The organism is Burkholderia sp. Ac-20379, from assembly GCF_017104645.1.
GTDB lineage: Bacteria > Pseudomonadota > Gammaproteobacteria > Burkholderiales > Burkholderiaceae > Burkholderia.
This window is the reverse complement of the sequence record NZ_JAAGPF010000166.1, coordinates 1-15,972: the sequence shown is the minus strand read 5'-3', so window position 1 is coordinate 15,972 and position 15,972 is coordinate 1. Positions and strand designations below refer to the sequence as shown.

General features: G+C 67.6%; 17 protein-coding genes. 10 read left to right on the top strand and 7 right to left on the bottom strand.

All coding sequences use genetic code 11. From position 1 onward, the window contains the following. The 5 genes from recX to G3N92_RS20295 form a co-directional block, all read left to right on the top strand. Positions 1-727 (top strand): recombination regulator RecX (gene recX, locus G3N92_RS20315; RefSeq protein ID WP_206129371.1); only part of this gene is annotated, 727 nt, incomplete at its 5' end. Between the two features lie 779 nt (positions 728-1,506). Beyond that, positions 1,507-2,688: an ADP-forming succinate--CoA ligase subunit beta gene (sucC, locus tag G3N92_RS20310; RefSeq protein ID WP_277396187.1), complete on the top strand. Its 1,182-nt coding sequence runs from the start codon at positions 1,507-1,509 to the stop codon at positions 2,686-2,688. A gap of 65 nt (positions 2,689-2,753) precedes the next feature. Further along, a complete protein-coding gene (sucD, locus tag G3N92_RS20305) occupies positions 2,754-3,635 on the top strand; it encodes a succinate--CoA ligase subunit alpha (protein WP_206129369.1) in 882 nt (293 codons plus the stop codon). A gap of 238 nt (positions 3,636-3,873) precedes the next feature. Continuing rightward, entirely contained in the window at positions 3,874-4,518 is a 645-nt protein-coding gene (locus tag G3N92_RS20300) for a pilin (RefSeq protein WP_206129368.1), read from the top strand. 150 nt (positions 4,519-4,668) lie between these two features. After that, positions 4,669-6,456 (top strand): Wzy polymerase domain-containing protein, encoded by a 1,788-nt coding sequence (locus G3N92_RS20295; RefSeq protein WP_206129367.1) that lies wholly within the window; start codon positions 4,669-4,671, stop codon positions 6,454-6,456. Between the two features lie 46 nt (positions 6,457-6,502). Here the strand turns inward: G3N92_RS20295 and G3N92_RS20290 are convergent, their stop codons facing one another. Continuing rightward, complete coding sequence (locus G3N92_RS20290; protein ID WP_206129366.1) at positions 6,503-6,772, bottom strand: hypothetical protein; 270 nt, start codon at positions 6,770-6,772, stop codon at positions 6,503-6,505. Position 6,773: 1 nt separating this feature from the next. On the opposite strand from G3N92_RS20290, the gene G3N92_RS20285 reads away from it, so the two are divergent. The 4 genes from G3N92_RS20285 to G3N92_RS20270 all read left to right on the top strand — a co-directional run bounded on the left by G3N92_RS20285 (position 6,774) and on the right by G3N92_RS20270 (position 9,777). Continuing rightward, the gene (locus G3N92_RS20285) at positions 6,774-7,238 is read left to right on the top strand and encodes a DUF2501 domain-containing protein (RefSeq protein ID WP_206129372.1); all 465 of its coding nucleotides are present in this window, start codon (positions 6,774-6,776) and stop codon (positions 7,236-7,238) included. A 158-nt stretch (positions 7,239-7,396) separates the two neighbouring features. Further along, positions 7,397-7,759, top strand: a complete 363-nt coding sequence (locus G3N92_RS20280; RefSeq protein ID WP_206129365.1) for a TonB family protein — start codon at positions 7,397-7,399, stop codon at positions 7,757-7,759. 349 nt (positions 7,760-8,108) lie between these two features. Continuing rightward, positions 8,109-9,203 (top strand): porin, encoded by a 1,095-nt coding sequence (locus tag G3N92_RS20275; RefSeq protein WP_206129364.1) that lies wholly within the window; start codon positions 8,109-8,111, stop codon positions 9,201-9,203. Positions 9,204-9,363: 160 nt separating this feature from the next. After that, a complete protein-coding gene (locus G3N92_RS20270; protein ID WP_206129363.1) occupies positions 9,364-9,777 on the top strand; it encodes a hypothetical protein in 414 nt (137 codons plus the stop codon). Positions 9,778-9,865: 88 nt separating this feature from the next. Here G3N92_RS20270 and moaC read toward each other — a convergent pair whose 3' ends face one another. After that, positions 9,866-10,345 carry a cyclic pyranopterin monophosphate synthase MoaC gene (moaC, locus tag G3N92_RS20265; protein ID WP_206129362.1) on the bottom strand — a complete coding sequence of 160 codons (480 nt, stop codon included), beginning with the start codon at positions 10,343-10,345 and terminating at the stop codon, positions 9,866-9,868. Between the two features lie 140 nt (positions 10,346-10,485). On the opposite strand from moaC, the gene G3N92_RS20260 reads away from it, so the two are divergent. Further along, positions 10,486-12,213 (top strand): M48 family metalloprotease, encoded by a 1,728-nt coding sequence (locus tag G3N92_RS20260; RefSeq protein ID WP_206129361.1) that lies wholly within the window; start codon positions 10,486-10,488, stop codon positions 12,211-12,213. Positions 12,214-12,245: 32 nt separating this feature from the next. Here the strand turns inward: G3N92_RS20260 and G3N92_RS20255 are convergent, their stop codons facing one another. From G3N92_RS20255 to G3N92_RS20235, 5 genes are all read right to left on the bottom strand, one after another. Then, the gene (locus G3N92_RS20255; RefSeq protein WP_206129360.1) at positions 12,246-12,836 is read right to left on the bottom strand and encodes a DUF2946 family protein; all 591 of its coding nucleotides are present in this window, start codon (positions 12,834-12,836) and stop codon (positions 12,246-12,248) included. Then, the gene (locus tag G3N92_RS20250; protein ID WP_206129359.1) at positions 12,829-13,881 is read right to left on the bottom strand and encodes an alpha/beta fold hydrolase; all 1,053 of its coding nucleotides are present in this window, start codon (positions 13,879-13,881) and stop codon (positions 12,829-12,831) included. Before G3N92_RS20250 ends, G3N92_RS20255 begins: the two co-directional genes overlap by 8 nt. A 43-nt stretch (positions 13,882-13,924) precedes the next feature. Continuing rightward, positions 13,925-14,371 carry a nuclear transport factor 2 family protein gene (locus G3N92_RS20245; RefSeq protein WP_206129358.1) on the bottom strand — a complete coding sequence of 149 codons (447 nt, stop codon included), beginning with the start codon at positions 14,369-14,371 and terminating at the stop codon, positions 13,925-13,927. 119 nt (positions 14,372-14,490) lie between these two features. Beyond that, on the bottom strand, positions 14,491-15,531 hold the full coding sequence (gene waaF / locus G3N92_RS20240; RefSeq protein ID WP_206129357.1) for a lipopolysaccharide heptosyltransferase II: 1,041 nt from the start codon (positions 15,529-15,531) through the stop codon (positions 14,491-14,493). 150 nt (positions 15,532-15,681) lie between these two features. Continuing rightward, on the bottom strand, positions 15,682-15,876 hold the full coding sequence (locus tag G3N92_RS20235; protein WP_206129356.1) for a zinc-finger domain-containing protein: 195 nt from the start codon (positions 15,874-15,876) through the stop codon (positions 15,682-15,684). Positions 15,877-15,972: the final 96 nt, after the last annotated feature.

The following is a 15,972-nucleotide window of genomic DNA, read 5'->3' as shown; positions in this document are numbered from 1 at the left end:
ACGCCCGCCGCCGCGCCGCGAAGCGCCAGCCGCCGAGCCGTCCGATTCCTTCGAGCGGACTGCCCGCGCGCCGGCTCGCCAGAGCCGCTTCGAAAACGCCGACGGCGATCAATATTCGCGCACCAGCGAGCAGGCTACGCGCCGCACCCGTCGGCGCACGCGTGGCCCGTTCGACGAACGCGGCGGCCGCGACGATTCCGCGTCATCCCCCGGTGCTGCTTCCCGCGAAGCCTCCTCGCCCGAAAGCGATGCTCCCCGCGCCAAACCCGAGCGCCCGGCGCGCTCGCTGAAGGGGCGCGCGCTCGGCTATCTCTCGCGCCGCGAATATAGCCGCAGCGAGCTGGCGCGCAAGCTCGCGCCGTACGTGGAGGAGGGCGACGATCCCGAGGCGCTGCTCGACGCGCTCGAACGCGAGAACTGGCTGTCCGACGCCCGGTTCACCGAAAGCCTCGTGCACCGGCGCGCCTCGCGCCTCGGCACGGCCCGCATCCTGGGCGAGTTGAAGCGTCACGCGGTGGATGGCGAACTGGTCGAATCGGTCACCGAGCAGCTTCGCGAAACCGAATTCAGCCGTGCGCAGGCCATCTGGCGCAAGAAGTTCGGCAGCTTGCCCGGCTCGCCCGCCGAGCGGGCCAAGCAGGGGCGCTTCCTGGCCTCGCGCGGCTTTTCCAGCAGCACGATCGTAAAAATCCTGAAGGGCGGCGAGGACGAGTTCGAGGGCGCCTAAGCCCTTGTTTTTCACTCTCTTTTTATCCGGATCGGGCCCTCGATGCTGCACTGCATCCCGTTGCCAATAAGGGTCTAACCGGATATTCGTGGCGATGCGGCAAACACTCGATAATGCTAAGATCGAACGGTTTTCCTCATCGGCTTCAACCTTGCGCATGCCGTCATTCAAGCCCGTGTCACGCCCGTCGCGCCCCTGGCGCGCCGTCCCGGCGATCACCGACCGGCGGGGTGGCGTGTGGGGCAGCGTCATCGATCCATCGGTTCCGTCGCATTGCGCGGCGGCGATCAAGGTGATGCAGCCGAGTGGACAGCCGATCCATGAACTCAGGCCCAGCATGAGCTCCGATCGCGAATCCCGTGTCGCCGACGCCGCCGCGTCGTCCAGCCGGAATTGCCGTTCCGATCGCAGCAGCCAAGCCGTCACCCCCGCCTGCCGAGCACGCATCGCTCACCGCCTCTTCGTTGTTCCCGCAGCTCCTGCCGTTCCCCGCCCCGTTTTCCTCCGCCGTTCCCCGCTTCGTTCCCGCGTTCGATCCGCCGTTACCGGTTCGCGCCTTGCGCAACCGGCGGCGCGTCGTGCGCTGGAATCGGGCGTCGCGGCGCAACGGTGCGATGCGGCAGGGCAAGCGGCGCGATGCGCGGCCGACCGGGTGCTCACTCCGACATGGCCCGGCGTGGGCCGTCTTGCGCTTCGTGGCGCGAGCGGTTCGCACGAATAATCGGAAACATCAGTAGAAAGAAGCGACAGTCAATCGACTATTCATCCAACTCTCCAGACTGAAGGAATCACGCATGAAGATTCACGAGTACCAGGGTAAGGAAATCCTGCGGAAATTTGGTGTCGCGGTCCCGCGCGGCAAGCCGGCGTTCTCGGTGGACGAGGCGGTGAAGGTGGCGGAAGAGCTGGGCGGCCCGGTGTGGGTCGTCAAGGCGCAGATCCACGCGGGTGGCCGCGGCAAGGGCGGCGGCGTGAAGGTCGCCAAGACGCTCGACCAGGTTCGTGAATATGCCCAGCAGATCCTCGGCATGCAGCTCGTCACGCACCAGACCGGCCCGGAAGGCCAGAAGGTCAACCGTCTGATGGTCGAGGAAGGCGCCGACATCAAGCAGGAACTGTATGTCAGCCTCGTCGTCGATCGCGTCACGCAAAAAATCGTGCTGATGGGTTCGAGCGAAGGCGGCATGGACATCGAGGAAGTGGCGGAAAAGCATCCCGAGCTGATCCATCACGTCATCGTCGAACCGTCGACGGGCCTGCTCGATGCGCAAGCCGACGACCTTGCCGCGAAGATCGGCGTGCCGGCCGCCTCGATTCCGCAAGCGCGCGCGATCCTGCAAGGCCTGTACAAGGCATTCTGGGAAACCGATGCATCGCTGGCCGAAATCAACCCGCTGAACGTCTCCAGCGACGGCAAGGTGATCGCGCTCGACGCCAAGTTCAACTTCGATTCGAACGCGCTGTTCCGTCACCCGGAAATCGTCGCGTATCGCGATCTGGACGAAGAAGATCCGGCTGAAATCGAAGCGTCGAAGTTCGACCTGGCCTACATCTCGCTCGACGGCGACATCGGCTGCCTCGTGAACGGCGCCGGCCTGGCGATGGCCACGATGGACACCATCAAGCTGTTCGGCGGCGAACCGGCGAACTTCCTGGACGTCGGCGGTGGCGCGACGACCGAGAAGGTCACGGAAGCGTTCAAGCTGATGCTGAAGAACCCGGATCTGAAGGCGATTCTGGTCAACATCTTCGGCGGCATCATGCGCTGCGACGTGATCGCCGAAGGCGTGATCGCCGGCTCGAAGGCCGTGAACCTCGGCGTGCCGCTCGTGGTGCGCATGAAGGGCACGAACGAAGACCTGGGCAAGAAGATGCTCGCCGAATCCGGCCTGCCGATCATCTCGGCGGACAGCATGGAAGAAGCTGCGCAGAAGGTCGTCGCCGCGGCCGCCGGCAAGTAAGCATCGTTGCATTGAACACGCATGGCGGCGCGCAGACGCGACGCCAATCGAACAGAGGTCAATACATGTCGATTCTGATCAACAAAGATACCAAGGTCATCACGCAGGGCATTACCGGCAAGACTGGCCAGTTCCACACGCGCGCTTGCCGCGAGTACGCGAACGGCCGCGAAGCCTACGTCGCGGGCGTGAACCCGAAGAAGGCCGGCGAAGATTTCGAAGGCATTCCGATCTACGCCAGCGTCAAGGAAGCGAAGGCCGAAACGGGCGCAACCGTGTCGGTCATCTACGTGCCGCCGGCAGGCGCGGCCGCCGCGATCTGGGAAGCCGTCGAGGCCGACCTCGATCTGGCGATCTGCATCACGGAAGGCATTCCGGTTCGCGACATGATCGAAGTGAAGGACCGCATGCGTCGCGAAGGCCGCAAGACGCTGCTGCTCGGGCCGAACTGCCCGGGCACGATCACGCCGGACGAACTGAAGATCGGCATCATGCCGGGCCACATCCACCGCAAGGGCCGCATCGGCGTCGTGTCGCGTTCGGGCACGCTGACGTATGAAGCCGTGGCACAGCTGACGGCGCTGGGCCTCGGCCAATCGTCGGCAGTCGGCATCGGCGGCGATCCGATCAACGGCCTGAAGCACATCGACGTCATGCAGATGTTCAACGACGATCCGGACACGGATGCGGTCGTCATGATCGGCGAAATCGGCGGCCCGGACGAAGCGACGGCAGCCGAGTGGATCAAGTCGAACATGAAGAAGCCGGTGGTCGGCTTCATCGCGGGCGTCACGGCGCCCCCGGGCAAGCGCATGGGCCATGCCGGCGCGCTGATCTCGGGCGGTGCCGATACGGCCGAAGCCAAGCTGGAAATCATGGATGCGTGCGGCATCAAGGTCACGCGCAATCCGTCGGAAATGGGTCGTCTGCTCAAGGCAGCGATCTAAGCGCGTTCGCGGGATCCGTCCCGCGACATTGCGTGCTTTGCCAGAACGCCGGCCTCGTGCCGGCGTTTTTTTTATGCGCGTGCGTGAATGCGCAACGCGCGAGCGGCGAAGCGGCAAAGCGGCGTTGCCGCCGCGCACGGCGCATAGGCCATCCGGCCGACTGCCCTGCGCGGCGCGCTCTGGCTACGATCGATCTGCCTGTCCTGTTGGCAGGCCTGTTTCGTTTCCGGAGCCCGTCATGTTCGAAACGTTGTCCGTTGCCCTGTTCCATCAACTCTCGCGCCGCCTGCGCCAGGCGCCGGCCGGCATGTGCCGCCCGTGCCGGCTGCGTTGCCTGCTGCGTCTGCCTCGCCGGCGGCCGCGCGAGCCATGCGGCGGCTTCACGCTGATCGAACTGATGATCGTGCTGGCGATCGTCGGCGTGGTGGCCGCGTATGCGATTCCGGCCTATCAGGATTACCTCGCGCGCAGCCGGGTGGGCGAGGGCATGGCGCTGGCCGCGCAGGCGCGGCTCGCGGTGGCGGAGAACGCCGCCAGCGGCGCGATCATGTCGGGTGGCTATGTTTCGCCGCCGGCCACGCACAACGTCGAGTCCATCGCGGTGGACGGCGACACCGGCCAGATCCGCATCGCCTATACCACGCGCGTCGCGCCGAACGGCGCGAACACGCTGGTGCTGATGCCGTCCGCGCCCGACAACGCCGACGCACCCACCGCGCGCGTGGCGCTCCGGCAGGGTACGTTGCAGTCCGGCTCGATCACCTGGGAATGTTTCGCGGCGGGCAAGACGGCCTCGTCGCTGCCGCCGCCCGGTTCCGGCCCGGTGCCGTCCGAGGCGCCGACGCTGGCCGGCAAGCTGTCGCCACCCGAATGCCGCACGTAGTTCGAGGCAGCGGCCGCCGCCGCGTGAATGAGGGGCGGAACAAGGTGCGGCAGGCGATTTGCTGTCGATGAGCCGACAGAACGGCACGCGAGCGACTCAGCACCTGAATTTTTTTGTATAGTGCGCCGGTTGCTGACATCCGGTTCGCTCATGCCTTCTTCCGTTCTGCGTTCGTTATCGCTGATTGCGCTTGCTGTTGCCCTGATCCTGCCTTACGCGGTCACCAATCACACCTATCCGATCCCGACGTTCTATTCCGAATTCACGGCGTTCGGCCTCTATGCGCTGCTCGGCGGGCTGGTGGTGCTGCTCGTGCGCGGCGAGCGCGCGGCGCAGCCGTTCGCCGCGCCGCTCGGCTGGGCCGCTCCGCTCGCGTTCGGTGCGGTGCTGATCGTGCAGACGCTGGTGCTGCCGCTGGCCCAGCCCGCGATGAACTGGCTGGCCATCGGCTATCTGCTGGCGGCGCTGGTCGCGATGCAGTCGGGCTACATGCTCGGCCGCGTGCATTCGGTCGAAACCGTCACGCGGATGATGGCGGGCGCGATGATCGTCGGCGGCGTGTTCGCGGTGGCCTGCCAGGTCGTGCAACTGCTGCATCTCGAACATACGTTCTCGCCGTTCGTCGTGAATTACGGCGTGACGGTCGATCGCCGGCCGTACGGGAACATGGCGCAGGCGAACCACCTCGCAACGTACATCGCGTTCGCGCTCGCCAGCACGCTGTACCTCGCGCAGGCGCGCCGGCTGCCGGCCTGGGGCTGGCTGCCGCTGTCGGTCGTGCTGTCGGCCGGGCTGGCGTTCACGGTATCGCGCGGCCCGTGGCTGCAGGTGGCCGTGATGGTCGTGGCCGGGCTGTGGACGGCGCTGGCCGCGGCGCGGCGCGGGCCCAACCGCCGTGCGGCGTGGCTGTATCCGCTGGCGCTCGCGGCGGTGTTCGTCGCGGTCAATATCGTGGTGCGCTGGGCCAACCTGCGCTACCACCTCGGGCTGGCCGAATCGGCCGCCGAGCGCATGCGCGACGCCGGGCAGATCGCGCCGCGTCTCGCGTTGTGGAAGTACGGGCTGACGATGTTCCGCGAGCATCCGTGGCTCGGCGTGGGCTGGGGTGAATTCCCGCTGCACCAGTTCGAGCTGGTGCGCGCGCTGGGCGGCGTGGAAATCGCGAACAACTCGCACGACATCTTCATCGACCTGCTCGCCAAGTCCGGCGTGCTGGGCCTCGGCGCGCTGCTCGTCACGCTGGCGTTCTGGTTCGTGCGCGTGCTGCGCGTGCCGCACACGGGCGAACGGCTGTTCGGCCTGGCGCTGCTTGGCGTGCTGCTGATGCACGCGCTCGTCGAGTATCCGCAGCAATACACGTTCTTCACGCTGCCCGCGATGTTCGTGATCGGCTTGCTCGAAACGCGGCCGCTGCGCGTGCTGCCGGGGCGCGCGGCCTACGGGGTGTTCGCGGCCGTGTCGGTGGCGGCGCTGCTGGCGCTGTATCCGATCCTGCGCGATTACCAGCGCGCCGAAGTGCTGTACTACGGCTCGAATCCGGCCGAGCAGTATCGCGAGTCGCCGTCGTTCCTGTTCGGCTCGTGGGGCGAATACGGCGCGGCCACGCTGATGCCGATCTCGCGCGACGACTTGCCGGCCAAGCTCGCCGCGCATCAGCGCGCCATCGCGCTGCTGCCGGGCGAAACGGTGCTGCGCCGCTACGCGGTGCTGGAGGCGCTCGACGGCCGCGAGGGCGATGCGCTCGACACGGTCGCGCGCCTGAAGATCTTCGCGCAGGAACTGCACGACTGGCCCGCGCAGCTCGCGGCGCTCTACAAGCTCCTCGATGAGCAGCCGTCGCTGGCCGGTTTCCGCCAATCGCTCGTGACGCGCTACGGCAAGCCGGCCGGCGCAGCGAGCAGCGACGAAGACGACGACAGCGACGATTCCGACGACTGATCGCCGGTCGTCTCGCCCGGCGCCGCGGCAGCCCGCCGCGGCGCGTTTATTGCTGACGCGCGCCGCCACCGATCCGCGTCTCGCGCATGGCGGCTTCACCCGTAGCGCTCAGGTCGAGCCGCTGCGTTGCCGCCAGCGCTGCGCAACTTCCTGCCGCTGCCCGCCCAAGCCGGTCGCGCATTCCGTCAAAGATCGTCAATCCCGCCCTCGGTCCGCACCGCGCGGCCCAGTTCGCCTCCGCGCTTCGGTTATGCTGGCTGCCGGCATTCCGGCGCATCGCGAATGCCGTCGTCATCTCGTAATCTGGGAGGATCATGATGAAAATTCGTACTGGCCGGGCCATGGCAGCCGGCGTCCTGATCGGCCTGTCGCTGTCGGCGACGGGCGCCTACGCACAGCTCGGCGACATGCTGAAACAGGCCGGCAGCGGCGCCACGCAGAATTCCGGCGGGCTTGCCGGCAACCTAGGCAACCTGGGCGGCGCGCTCGGCGGAGGAAATTCGTCGCTGATGCCGTCTAGCCTCGGCAACGTCGCGGGCGTGCTGCAGTTTTGCATCCAGAACCAATACCTCGGCGGCGGCAGCGCCAGCTCGGTGAAGGATCAACTGATGGGCAAGCTCGGCGGCAACCCGCAGTCGGACAGCGGGTTCACGAGCGGCAGCAGCGGCATTCTCGACGCCGGCAACGGCAAGACGCTCGACCTGAGCGGCGCGGGCGTCAAGCAGCAACTGACCAAGCAGGTTTGCGACAAGGTGCTGACGCGGGCGAAGTCGCTGCTGTAAGCTGCGGCATCGGCAGCACAAGAAAAACTGCTCATCACCCGCCACGCGGCGCCGAGGCGCGCGATGCGCCGTCCAACCGGGCGGCGTCGCGCGCCTCGGCGCCGTTTGGCCGATCGCGCCCGACCAGCGCGACGTTCACATTCCGGGGAAGCCTCGTCATGATTCGCCACGCGAAGTATTTCGCCTTGCCGCTCGTCGCCGCGCAACTGGCCGGCTGCGCCATGTTCCTGCCGCACGAGAACACCTTGTCGTGCAAGATTCCCGTCGCGATCTATCCCGACGACGCGCGTCCGCTGGACCGCCAGGTCACGGTGCTGGTGCGCGCGCTGATCACCGCCGCGGGTGAGCCCGAAAACGTGACGGTCACCACGGGCAGCCGCAATCCCGCCGCCGACCGCGCGGCCGTCGAGGCGATGTCGCATGCGCGCTGCACGCAACAGGGCGCCTATGGCGCCACGCCGTCGCCGTTCACGCTGACGCAGCCGTTCATATTCGAGCCGAAAGGCACGACGCAGAAATAACGCGGCGCGCCCGGTTCGCGCCGGGCGCGTTGCCGTTCCGGTATTCCCGTTTATTCATCGATAATCGTCAGAAATCGGAAAGCGAAATGAAAAATCGCAGCGCCGATTTTTCGCGTTAATCGATCATTGCCTCCGATTTTCATTACCAAGTTTTACGTTGAAATTCCGCCTGCCCGCGTGCGTTCAGGCGCGACAAGGCACGCGCCGAATCCCCAGTGCGGTGGGCTGTTGCGCCGCGGCGACAGCGGTAATCGCGCCGAAAGCTCGTTTCTCTAGAATCCCGTTCGCCGTATTCATGAAGCGCGCCACGAAACCATTAACCATTCCCGCTTCACTCCTTGGGGAAATCATGAAATTCGCAAAATCGCTGATCCCGGCATTACTGGCCGTTTCCGCCGGCACGGCGTATGCACAGAGCAGCGTCACGCTGTATGGCACGATCGACGAAGGCTTCGATTACATCAGCAATCAGGCAGGGCATTCGAATTACGTATTGGCCAGCAACCTCCGGCAACTCGGCGACCGCTGGGGCGTGAAGGGCAGCGAGGATCTCGGTGGCGGCCTGCATGCGATTTTCCGCCTCGAAAACAACTTCAGCGTGAGCACCGGCCAATTGGCCGACAGCGGCGAGATGTTCGGCCGGCAGGCCTATGTCGGCCTGTCGTCGGATCGCCTCGGCACGGTGACGCTCGGCCGCCAGTACGATTCGGTGGTCGATTACGTCGCGCCGCTGAGCGCGGCCGGCAGTTGGGGCGGCGGCCTGTTCGGCCATCCGTTCGATGCTGACAACCTCGACGAATCGTTCCGCATCAACAACGCGGTGAAGTACACGAGCGCGGAGATCTCGGGCGTGCAGTTCGGCGGCCTGTACGGCTTCAGCAACCAGGCGGGCCAGTTCGCGACGAACCGGGCCTGGAGCGTCGGCGCGCGCTACAACGGCGGCCCGTTGACGGCCGCCGCGGCCTACATGAACGCGGGCGGCGAGGATCAGAACACCTCGGGCGCCGTGGTCGGCTCGCCGTATCACGCCGGCACGCAGCGCGTGGCGGCGGCCGGCGTGAGCTATGTGCTCGGCTCGGCCACGCTGGGCCTGGTCTACACGCACACGACCCTCGACGCCGCGCCGCAGGCCGGCGTCCTGCGCAACGTGAAGTTCGACAACGTGGAAGTCAACGCGAAGTACGACTTCACGTCGGCGTTCTACGTGGGCGTGATGTATCTCTACACGGGCGCATCGGTGGAAATTGCCAACCGCCGCAACGATCCGCACGACAACGAGATCGGCGCGACCGCCGGCTATCATCTGTCGCGCCGTACCGAGGTGTACGCGCAGGCGCTGTATCAGCACGCGTCGGGCAACCAGGTCGCCTCGATCGCGGGGCTCAGCGATTCGTCGTCGCGCAATCAGACGGTGACGCGCGTCGGCATTCGCACGGCGTTCTGATCGGCGCGGCAAGCGCTTGAAGCAACGGGCGGCATGCGAATCGGAAACGATTCCGCATGCCGCCCGTTTCAATTGATGCCGATGGAGATCATCGAGTCTTTTTGATATTTGATTTTGATATTGAAGCGCGATTATTCGCGCTGAATACGTTTTCAGCGCCTTGCCTTTCATTCCCGTCTGTGTAAAATCCGCGAACGCATATTTACAACGGCACTACGGGGGATTAATGGCGCATTCCGCAATCGTATTCAAGCACCCGACCTTCGGCACGATCAAGAAAGCCCCGGTCGGCTTTTCCTGGACGACCCTGTTTTTCGGCTTCTTTCCCGCGCTGCTGCGTGGCGATTTCAAATGGGCCGCGATTATCTTCGGCGCAACCTGCGCCATTTCGCTGGTGACGGTGGGCATCGGCGCGATCGTGCCGGGCATCGTGTTCGCCGTGATTTACAACAAGATGTATATCCGCGATCTGGTGGCGAAGGGTTTTGAAGTGGAGCGCCTCGAATCGTCGTTCACGATCGATCAGCTTCAATCGCAACTGGAAACGAAGCTGTCGTCGGCGCAAATCGCCTGATTCGCGCAATACGCACCGCATCAAACGACAAGGCCGCTTCGGTATCGACCAAGCGGCCTTTGTCTTTATCGCGCGATGCCGCGCGGCATCAGATGTCGGCTTGCCAGTCGCCCGACTTGCCGCCGCGTTTTTCCGCCACGCCCACGTCGGTGATGATCATGCCGCGATCGACGGCCTTGCACATGTCGTAGACGGTCAGCAGCCCGACCTGCACCGCGGTCAGCGCTTCCATCTCCACGCCGGTGCGGCCGAGCGTTTCGACCTGCGCGGTGCAGCGCACGCCGGGCAGGGCGTCGTCGAAGTCGAAATCCACGGCGACGCGCGTCAGCGCGAGCGGATGGCACAGCGGGATCAGGTCGGCGGTGCGTTTCGCGCCCTGGATCGCGGCGATGCGTGCGATGCCGATCACGTCGCCTTTTTTCGCGCGGCCGTCGCGGATCAGCGCGAGCGTGTCGGGCAGCATGCGGATCGCGCCGCGCGCCACGGCGATGCGCCGCGTCTCCTGCTTGTCGCCGACGTCCACCATGTGCGCGTGGCCGGCCGCATCGAAGTGAGTAAGTCCTGACATGATTCGCTCCTGAGGTGGGCGCTCATCATAGCAGCGCCCCGCCATTACAATGGCTGCCGTTGCCGCCAGGCCGCCGCGGGGCGTCAGGCCCGAGGCCAGGCGGGTGGCCGTCCGCTTTCGATCCGCGTCCGATGCCGCTCATGCGTATCCCGTCCCTGCTTGCCGTCTCGCTGTCGATCGCGCTGGCCGTGCCGCCCGGCGGCGGCGCGGCGCATGCTGCCACGTCAGACCCGCCCGCGCCCGGCGCGCCGCTGCCGCGCCTGCTCGACGGTATCTCCAGCGCGCCCGAGATTCCCGACGCGATCGCACCGGGCGTGTTCGGCACGTACGGCGGCGAGCGCGCGCGGTTGTCGGGCACGCCGGCCTCGACGCCGAGCCTGCGCCGCCCGTTGCAGACGCAGCAGTTGCCCGACCTCGGCGACGGATCGGGCGGCGCGCTGACGCCGCAGGCCGAACGCCGGCTCGGCGAGCGCGTGATGCGCGAGGTACGCCGCGATCCCGACTATCTCGACGACTGGCTCGTGCGCGACTACTTCGATTCGGTCGCGGCGAAGCTGTCGGCCGCCGCGGCCGCGCAGTTCATCGGCGGCGAGCGCCCCGATTTCGACCTGTTCCCGATGCGCGATCCGCAGATCAACGCGTTCTCGCTGCCCGGCGGCTTCATCGGCGTGAACAGCGGCCTCGTGATCATGACGCGCACCGAATCCGAGCTGGCCTCGGTGCTCGGCCACGAGATGGGCCACGTGCTGCAGCGGCACATCGCGCGGATGATCGGCGCGAACGAGAAAAGCGGCTACGCGGCGCTGGCCTCGATGCTGGTGGCCGTGCTGGCCGGCGTGCTCGCACGCAGCGGCGATCTAGGCGGCGCGATCGCGCTCGGCGGCCAGGCCTATCTGGTCGACAACCAGTTGCGCTTCTCGCGCGGCGCGGAGCGCGAGGCCGATCGCGTCGGCTTTCAGTTGCTGGCGGGGGCCGGCTACGACCCGTACGGCATGCCCGGCTTCTTCGAGCGGCTCGAGCGCGCGACGATGGGCGACGCCGGCGTGCCCGAATACGTGCGCACGCACCCGCTGACCACCGACCGCATCGCCGACATGGACGACCGCGCGCGCCGCGCGCCTTACCGGCAGCCGCGTCAATCGGCCGAATACGCGCTCGTGCGCGCGCGGCTGCGGATTCTGCAACCGCATACGCCGTCCGATATCGCCGCCGAAGTGCACCGCATGCGCAGCGAGCTCGACGACCGCGTCGCGCCGAACGTGGCCGCGAATTGGTACGGCATCGCGCTCGGCCAGACGCTGCTCGGCAATTTCGACGATGCCGACCGGGCGCTGGCGGCCGCGCGCACGCGTTTCGAGAACGTGGAGCGCGATGAGGAAGCGGCCGGCACGCCGAGTGCCTCGCGTGCTCCGAGCACGCCGAGCCTCGACGTGCTGGCCGCCGAGATTGCGCGCGGCGCGGGCCGCACCGCCGATGCGGTGACGCTCGCGCAGCGCGCGCAGCAGCGCTGGCCGGCCTCGCACGCGGCGATCGTCGCGCATCTGCAGGCGTTGGTGGCGGCGAAGCGGTTCGGCGAGGCGCAGGCGCTCGCGCAGCGGCAGGCGGATGCCGATCCGCATCAACCCGATTGGTGGGCCTGGCTCGCGCAATCGGCGCAGGGCAATGGCGACGCGATCCTGCGGCGGCGCGCGCAGGCCGAAAAGCTTGCACTGGACGGCGCGTGGCCGTCGGCGATCCGCCAGTTGCGCGAGGCGCGCGACGACAAGGCGGTCAGCTTCTACGAGCAATCGATCATCACGGCGCGGCTGCACGATTTCGAGCGGCGCTACCGGGAAGAGCAGGACGACAAGGACGGCGAGCGCGGTTGATGCGTTGATGCGGCCCGCCGCCGGGCAGGCGATCAGCGCGCCGGCGGTGCGGCGTCGGCCTGAGCGGCAGGGCTGGCGACGAACGCGAAGTGCGCCGGCACGGCATCGCGGCGGATCGCGGCGAGTTCGAGATCGACGCCCGGCCGCCAGTGGAAGCAGCCGCCGGCGCCGCTGTCGTCGAGCGTGGCGTGATCGGCGAACAGGTCGAGATCGTGATCGTGCAGCGCGGCCACGCGCGGCGGTTCGGCGGCGTCGGAGAACAGCACGCCGCCCGCGTCGTCGAGCCAAGCGCGAGCGGGCTCGAACGGCTGGCCGGCTTGATCGGTCAGCGTCAGCGCGCCGTCCACGGCCGCGAGCCGCACGATCCACGGTGTGTAGGCCAGCTCCACGTAGACGCGCTGCGGGCCGTTCTGGAAATACCACTGGCCTTGCGCGTCGCGCTCGTAGTTGCGCGCGATGAACGCGATCAGCGCCGTGTGACGGATCGGCGTACCCGATTCGTTGGCGGCCTGCGCGGCCTCGTCGCGCATGCGCCAGTCGCCGCGCCGGTCGAGCAGCAGCCAGCCGGTGCAGTGCGGAACGTTGGGCCATTTCGCGATGGCCTGGCGAACGATCTCATCCATGGTCGAGGAACCGGGAAACGAAGCCGAACACGCGCTGCGGCAGCCAGTCGTCCTGGCCCGGGAAGCGGCCCGACGTGAAGCCGACGTGGCCGCCGTGTTCGGGTTGATCGAGCTCGACGGCGGCCGACACGTCGCCCGGCCCCGGTAGGGCGGCGGCCGGCAGGAACGGATCGTTGCGCGCGTTGAGGATCAAGGTGGGGGTGTCGATCGCACGCAGCAGCGGGCGCACGGTCGCGCGGGTCCAGTAGTCGTCGGCGCTGCGGAAGCCGTGCAGCGGCGCGGTGACCACGTCGTCGTATTCGTGCATGTTGCGCGCGGCCAGCGCCGCTTTGCCGTCGAACAGGCCCGGGTGCTGCGCGAGCTTGGCCAGCGCCTTGACCTTCAGCGTCTTGAGGAACGCGCGCGTGTAGATCATCGAGAAGCCGGTCGAGATCGCGCGGCCGCCCGCATGCACGTCGAGCGGGGTGGACACGGCCGCGGCCGCCGCGACGACGTCGCGCCCGCCGCGCCGCTGGCCGAGCCAGTGCAGCAGCACGTTGCCGCCGAGCGACACGCCCACCGCGAACACCGGCCCGCGGCGGCCGGCCGCGAGACGGCGCAGGATCCAGTCCAGCTCGTCGGCGTCGGCCAGGTGATAGAAGCGCGGCCCGCGGTTCAGCTCGCCGCTGCAACTGCGGAAATGCGGCACCACGCCGTGCCAGCCCTGCGCCTGCGCGGCCGCCATCAACAGGCGCGCATAGCGCGAATCGGAACTGCCCTCGAGGCCGTGGAACACCACCATCAGCGGCGCGTCGGGCGCGGGCGCCAGGCCCGGCGGCGGGGCGATCCAGTCGAGATCGATGAAATCGCCGTCGGGCGTGTCCCAGCGCTCGCGCCGATACCGCACCTCGGGCCGGCGGCCGAACAGCGCGGGGAAGATGGTCTGGGCGTGATTGGTGGGCAGCCAGCGCGGCGCCACGTAGCGCAGCAGTTCGGCCGGCGTGGCCGGCACCACGGACGGCGAAGGCGATTGCGGCGGCGTTGAGGGCGGGCAGGCGGAGCTCATGGCGCGTATCCGGGGCGCGGCGCCGAAGGCGCGCGGCCGTTCGTCAGTGCAGCGGCCCCTGGCCGTGGCGGATCTTGGCGGCGAACTGGCTGGCCGCCTGATCGGGAATCGGGCTGGCGTGGATATGCGCGATTCGCCACTCGCCGCGCTCGTGGATCATCACGTAGGTGGCGAACACCATGTCCGGTTCGGTGCCCGCATCGGCGTACTGATGCGCTTCCGCCACCGTGTAGACCACCGTGCCGAGGCTGTCGTACACGCGGATGTCGAGCGGTTCGATGGTGACGGGGCGTGCGGTCATCCGTTGCGCGAAGCCGCTGCGGATCTGCTCCAGCCCATGCAGGTGCGCGCCGTCGGACCAGATGCAGCTCGCGAAATCCTCGTCGATCCACAGGACCATCAGGGCGTCGAGATTCGCGTCGGCGACCGACTGGTAATAGGCGTTCAGCGTGTCGGCGGCGGCTTCGAAGAGGCGGGCAAAACGTGGCATCGGGATTATCTCTCGCGCGCAAACGCGCTGTTACAAGGCAGCGGCCGCGAGGCCGCCTTCGCAAGTACCGCAATGTCGCACTCGATCGCTTGCCGGGCCGGCGCCCGGCCCGCCGCGCGTCAGCGCTGTCCGATCAGCATCCCGCGCAGGTCGGCGAATACCTGTTCCGGCCCCAGCTCGCGCAGGCAGTTCAGATGGCCGAGCGGGCACTCGCGCTGGAAGCAGGGGCTGCATTCGAGGTGGAGCCATTGTACCTTTGCCTGCTCCGACAGCGGCGGGGTATGGCGCGGATCGGTCGAACCGTAGAGCGCCACGAGCGGGCGGCGCAGCGCGGCGGCCACGTGCATGAGCCCGGAATCGTTGGTCACCACCGCGTTGGCGCGCGCGATCAGCGCGCACGCTTCGGACAGCGAGGTCTGGCCGCAGAGGTTGCGCACGCCGGGCGCGGCGTCGGCGATCGCCTGCGCCACCGGCGCATCCTTCGGCGAGCCGAGCGCGACGATCTGCGTATACGGGAACGATTGATTGACGATCCGCGCGAGCGTCGCGAAATGCTCGGGCGGCCAGCGCTTGGCGGGGCCGTATTCGGCGCCGGGGCAGAACACGATCAGCGGCTTGCGCGTGTCGAGATGGAAGCGCGTGGACACGCGCGCCGTTTCGTTGAGATCCGATTCGAGGCGCGGCATCGGCAGCGCCTTGAGCTGCTCGTCGAGCTTCGCGCCGGGCGCGTAGGCCAGCGACGCGTAGAACGGCACCATCGGCGGCCGGGCATCGCGCGCCTTCGGCGGGTTCGCGTGGCGCACGTTCAGCAGCCCGTAGCGCGATTCGCCGGTGTAGCCGATGCGCAGCGGAATGCCGGCCAGCCAGGGGATCAGCGCGGACTTGAACGAATTCGGCAGCACGTAGGCCGCGTCGTAGCCCACGTCGCGCAGGTCGCTCGCCAGTTGCCAGCGGCGCACCATCTGCAGCTTGCCGTGCGCGAGGTCGGTGGCGTGGACGTCGTGGATTTCCGGCATCCGTTCGAGCACGGGCGCGACCCAGGTGGGGGCGACCGCATCGATCGCGATGCGCGGATGCAGTTTCTTCAGCAGCGCGAAAAGCGGCTGCGCCATCAATGCGTCACCGATCCAGTTCGGTGCGATTACCAACGCGCGACGCATCAGATGAAGTCCGGTGTCGTGATGAAACGCGACGCCGGGGCGCCGCGTTCGGGTTGCGGGGGAAAAAAGGCGGTTCGCCGGCCGGCCTGCCAAAGGCGATCGGCGGGGCCGGCTGGACCGGTGCCGGGCGGCGTGCCGCCCGATGCGCGCTCAGTGGCCGTGGACGACTTCGCCGGCGCGCAGCGTGTAGCGCGTGCCGCAATACGGGCAGCGCGCCTCGCCGTGGGTGACGTCGATGAACACGCGCGGATGCGCGTTCCAGCGCGTCATCGCCGGGTTCGGGCAGAAGGCCGGCAGATCCTTGGCCGACAGTTCGACGAGCGGTCGTTCCTTGATTTCACTCATGGGGCGGTCTCTTGTTGCAATAAGGGGGCCGGCGGCGTTTTTTCGCTATGGTGCCGCCGTTGCCCGACACGATAGCGAAAAAACGCCGTTCGCGGA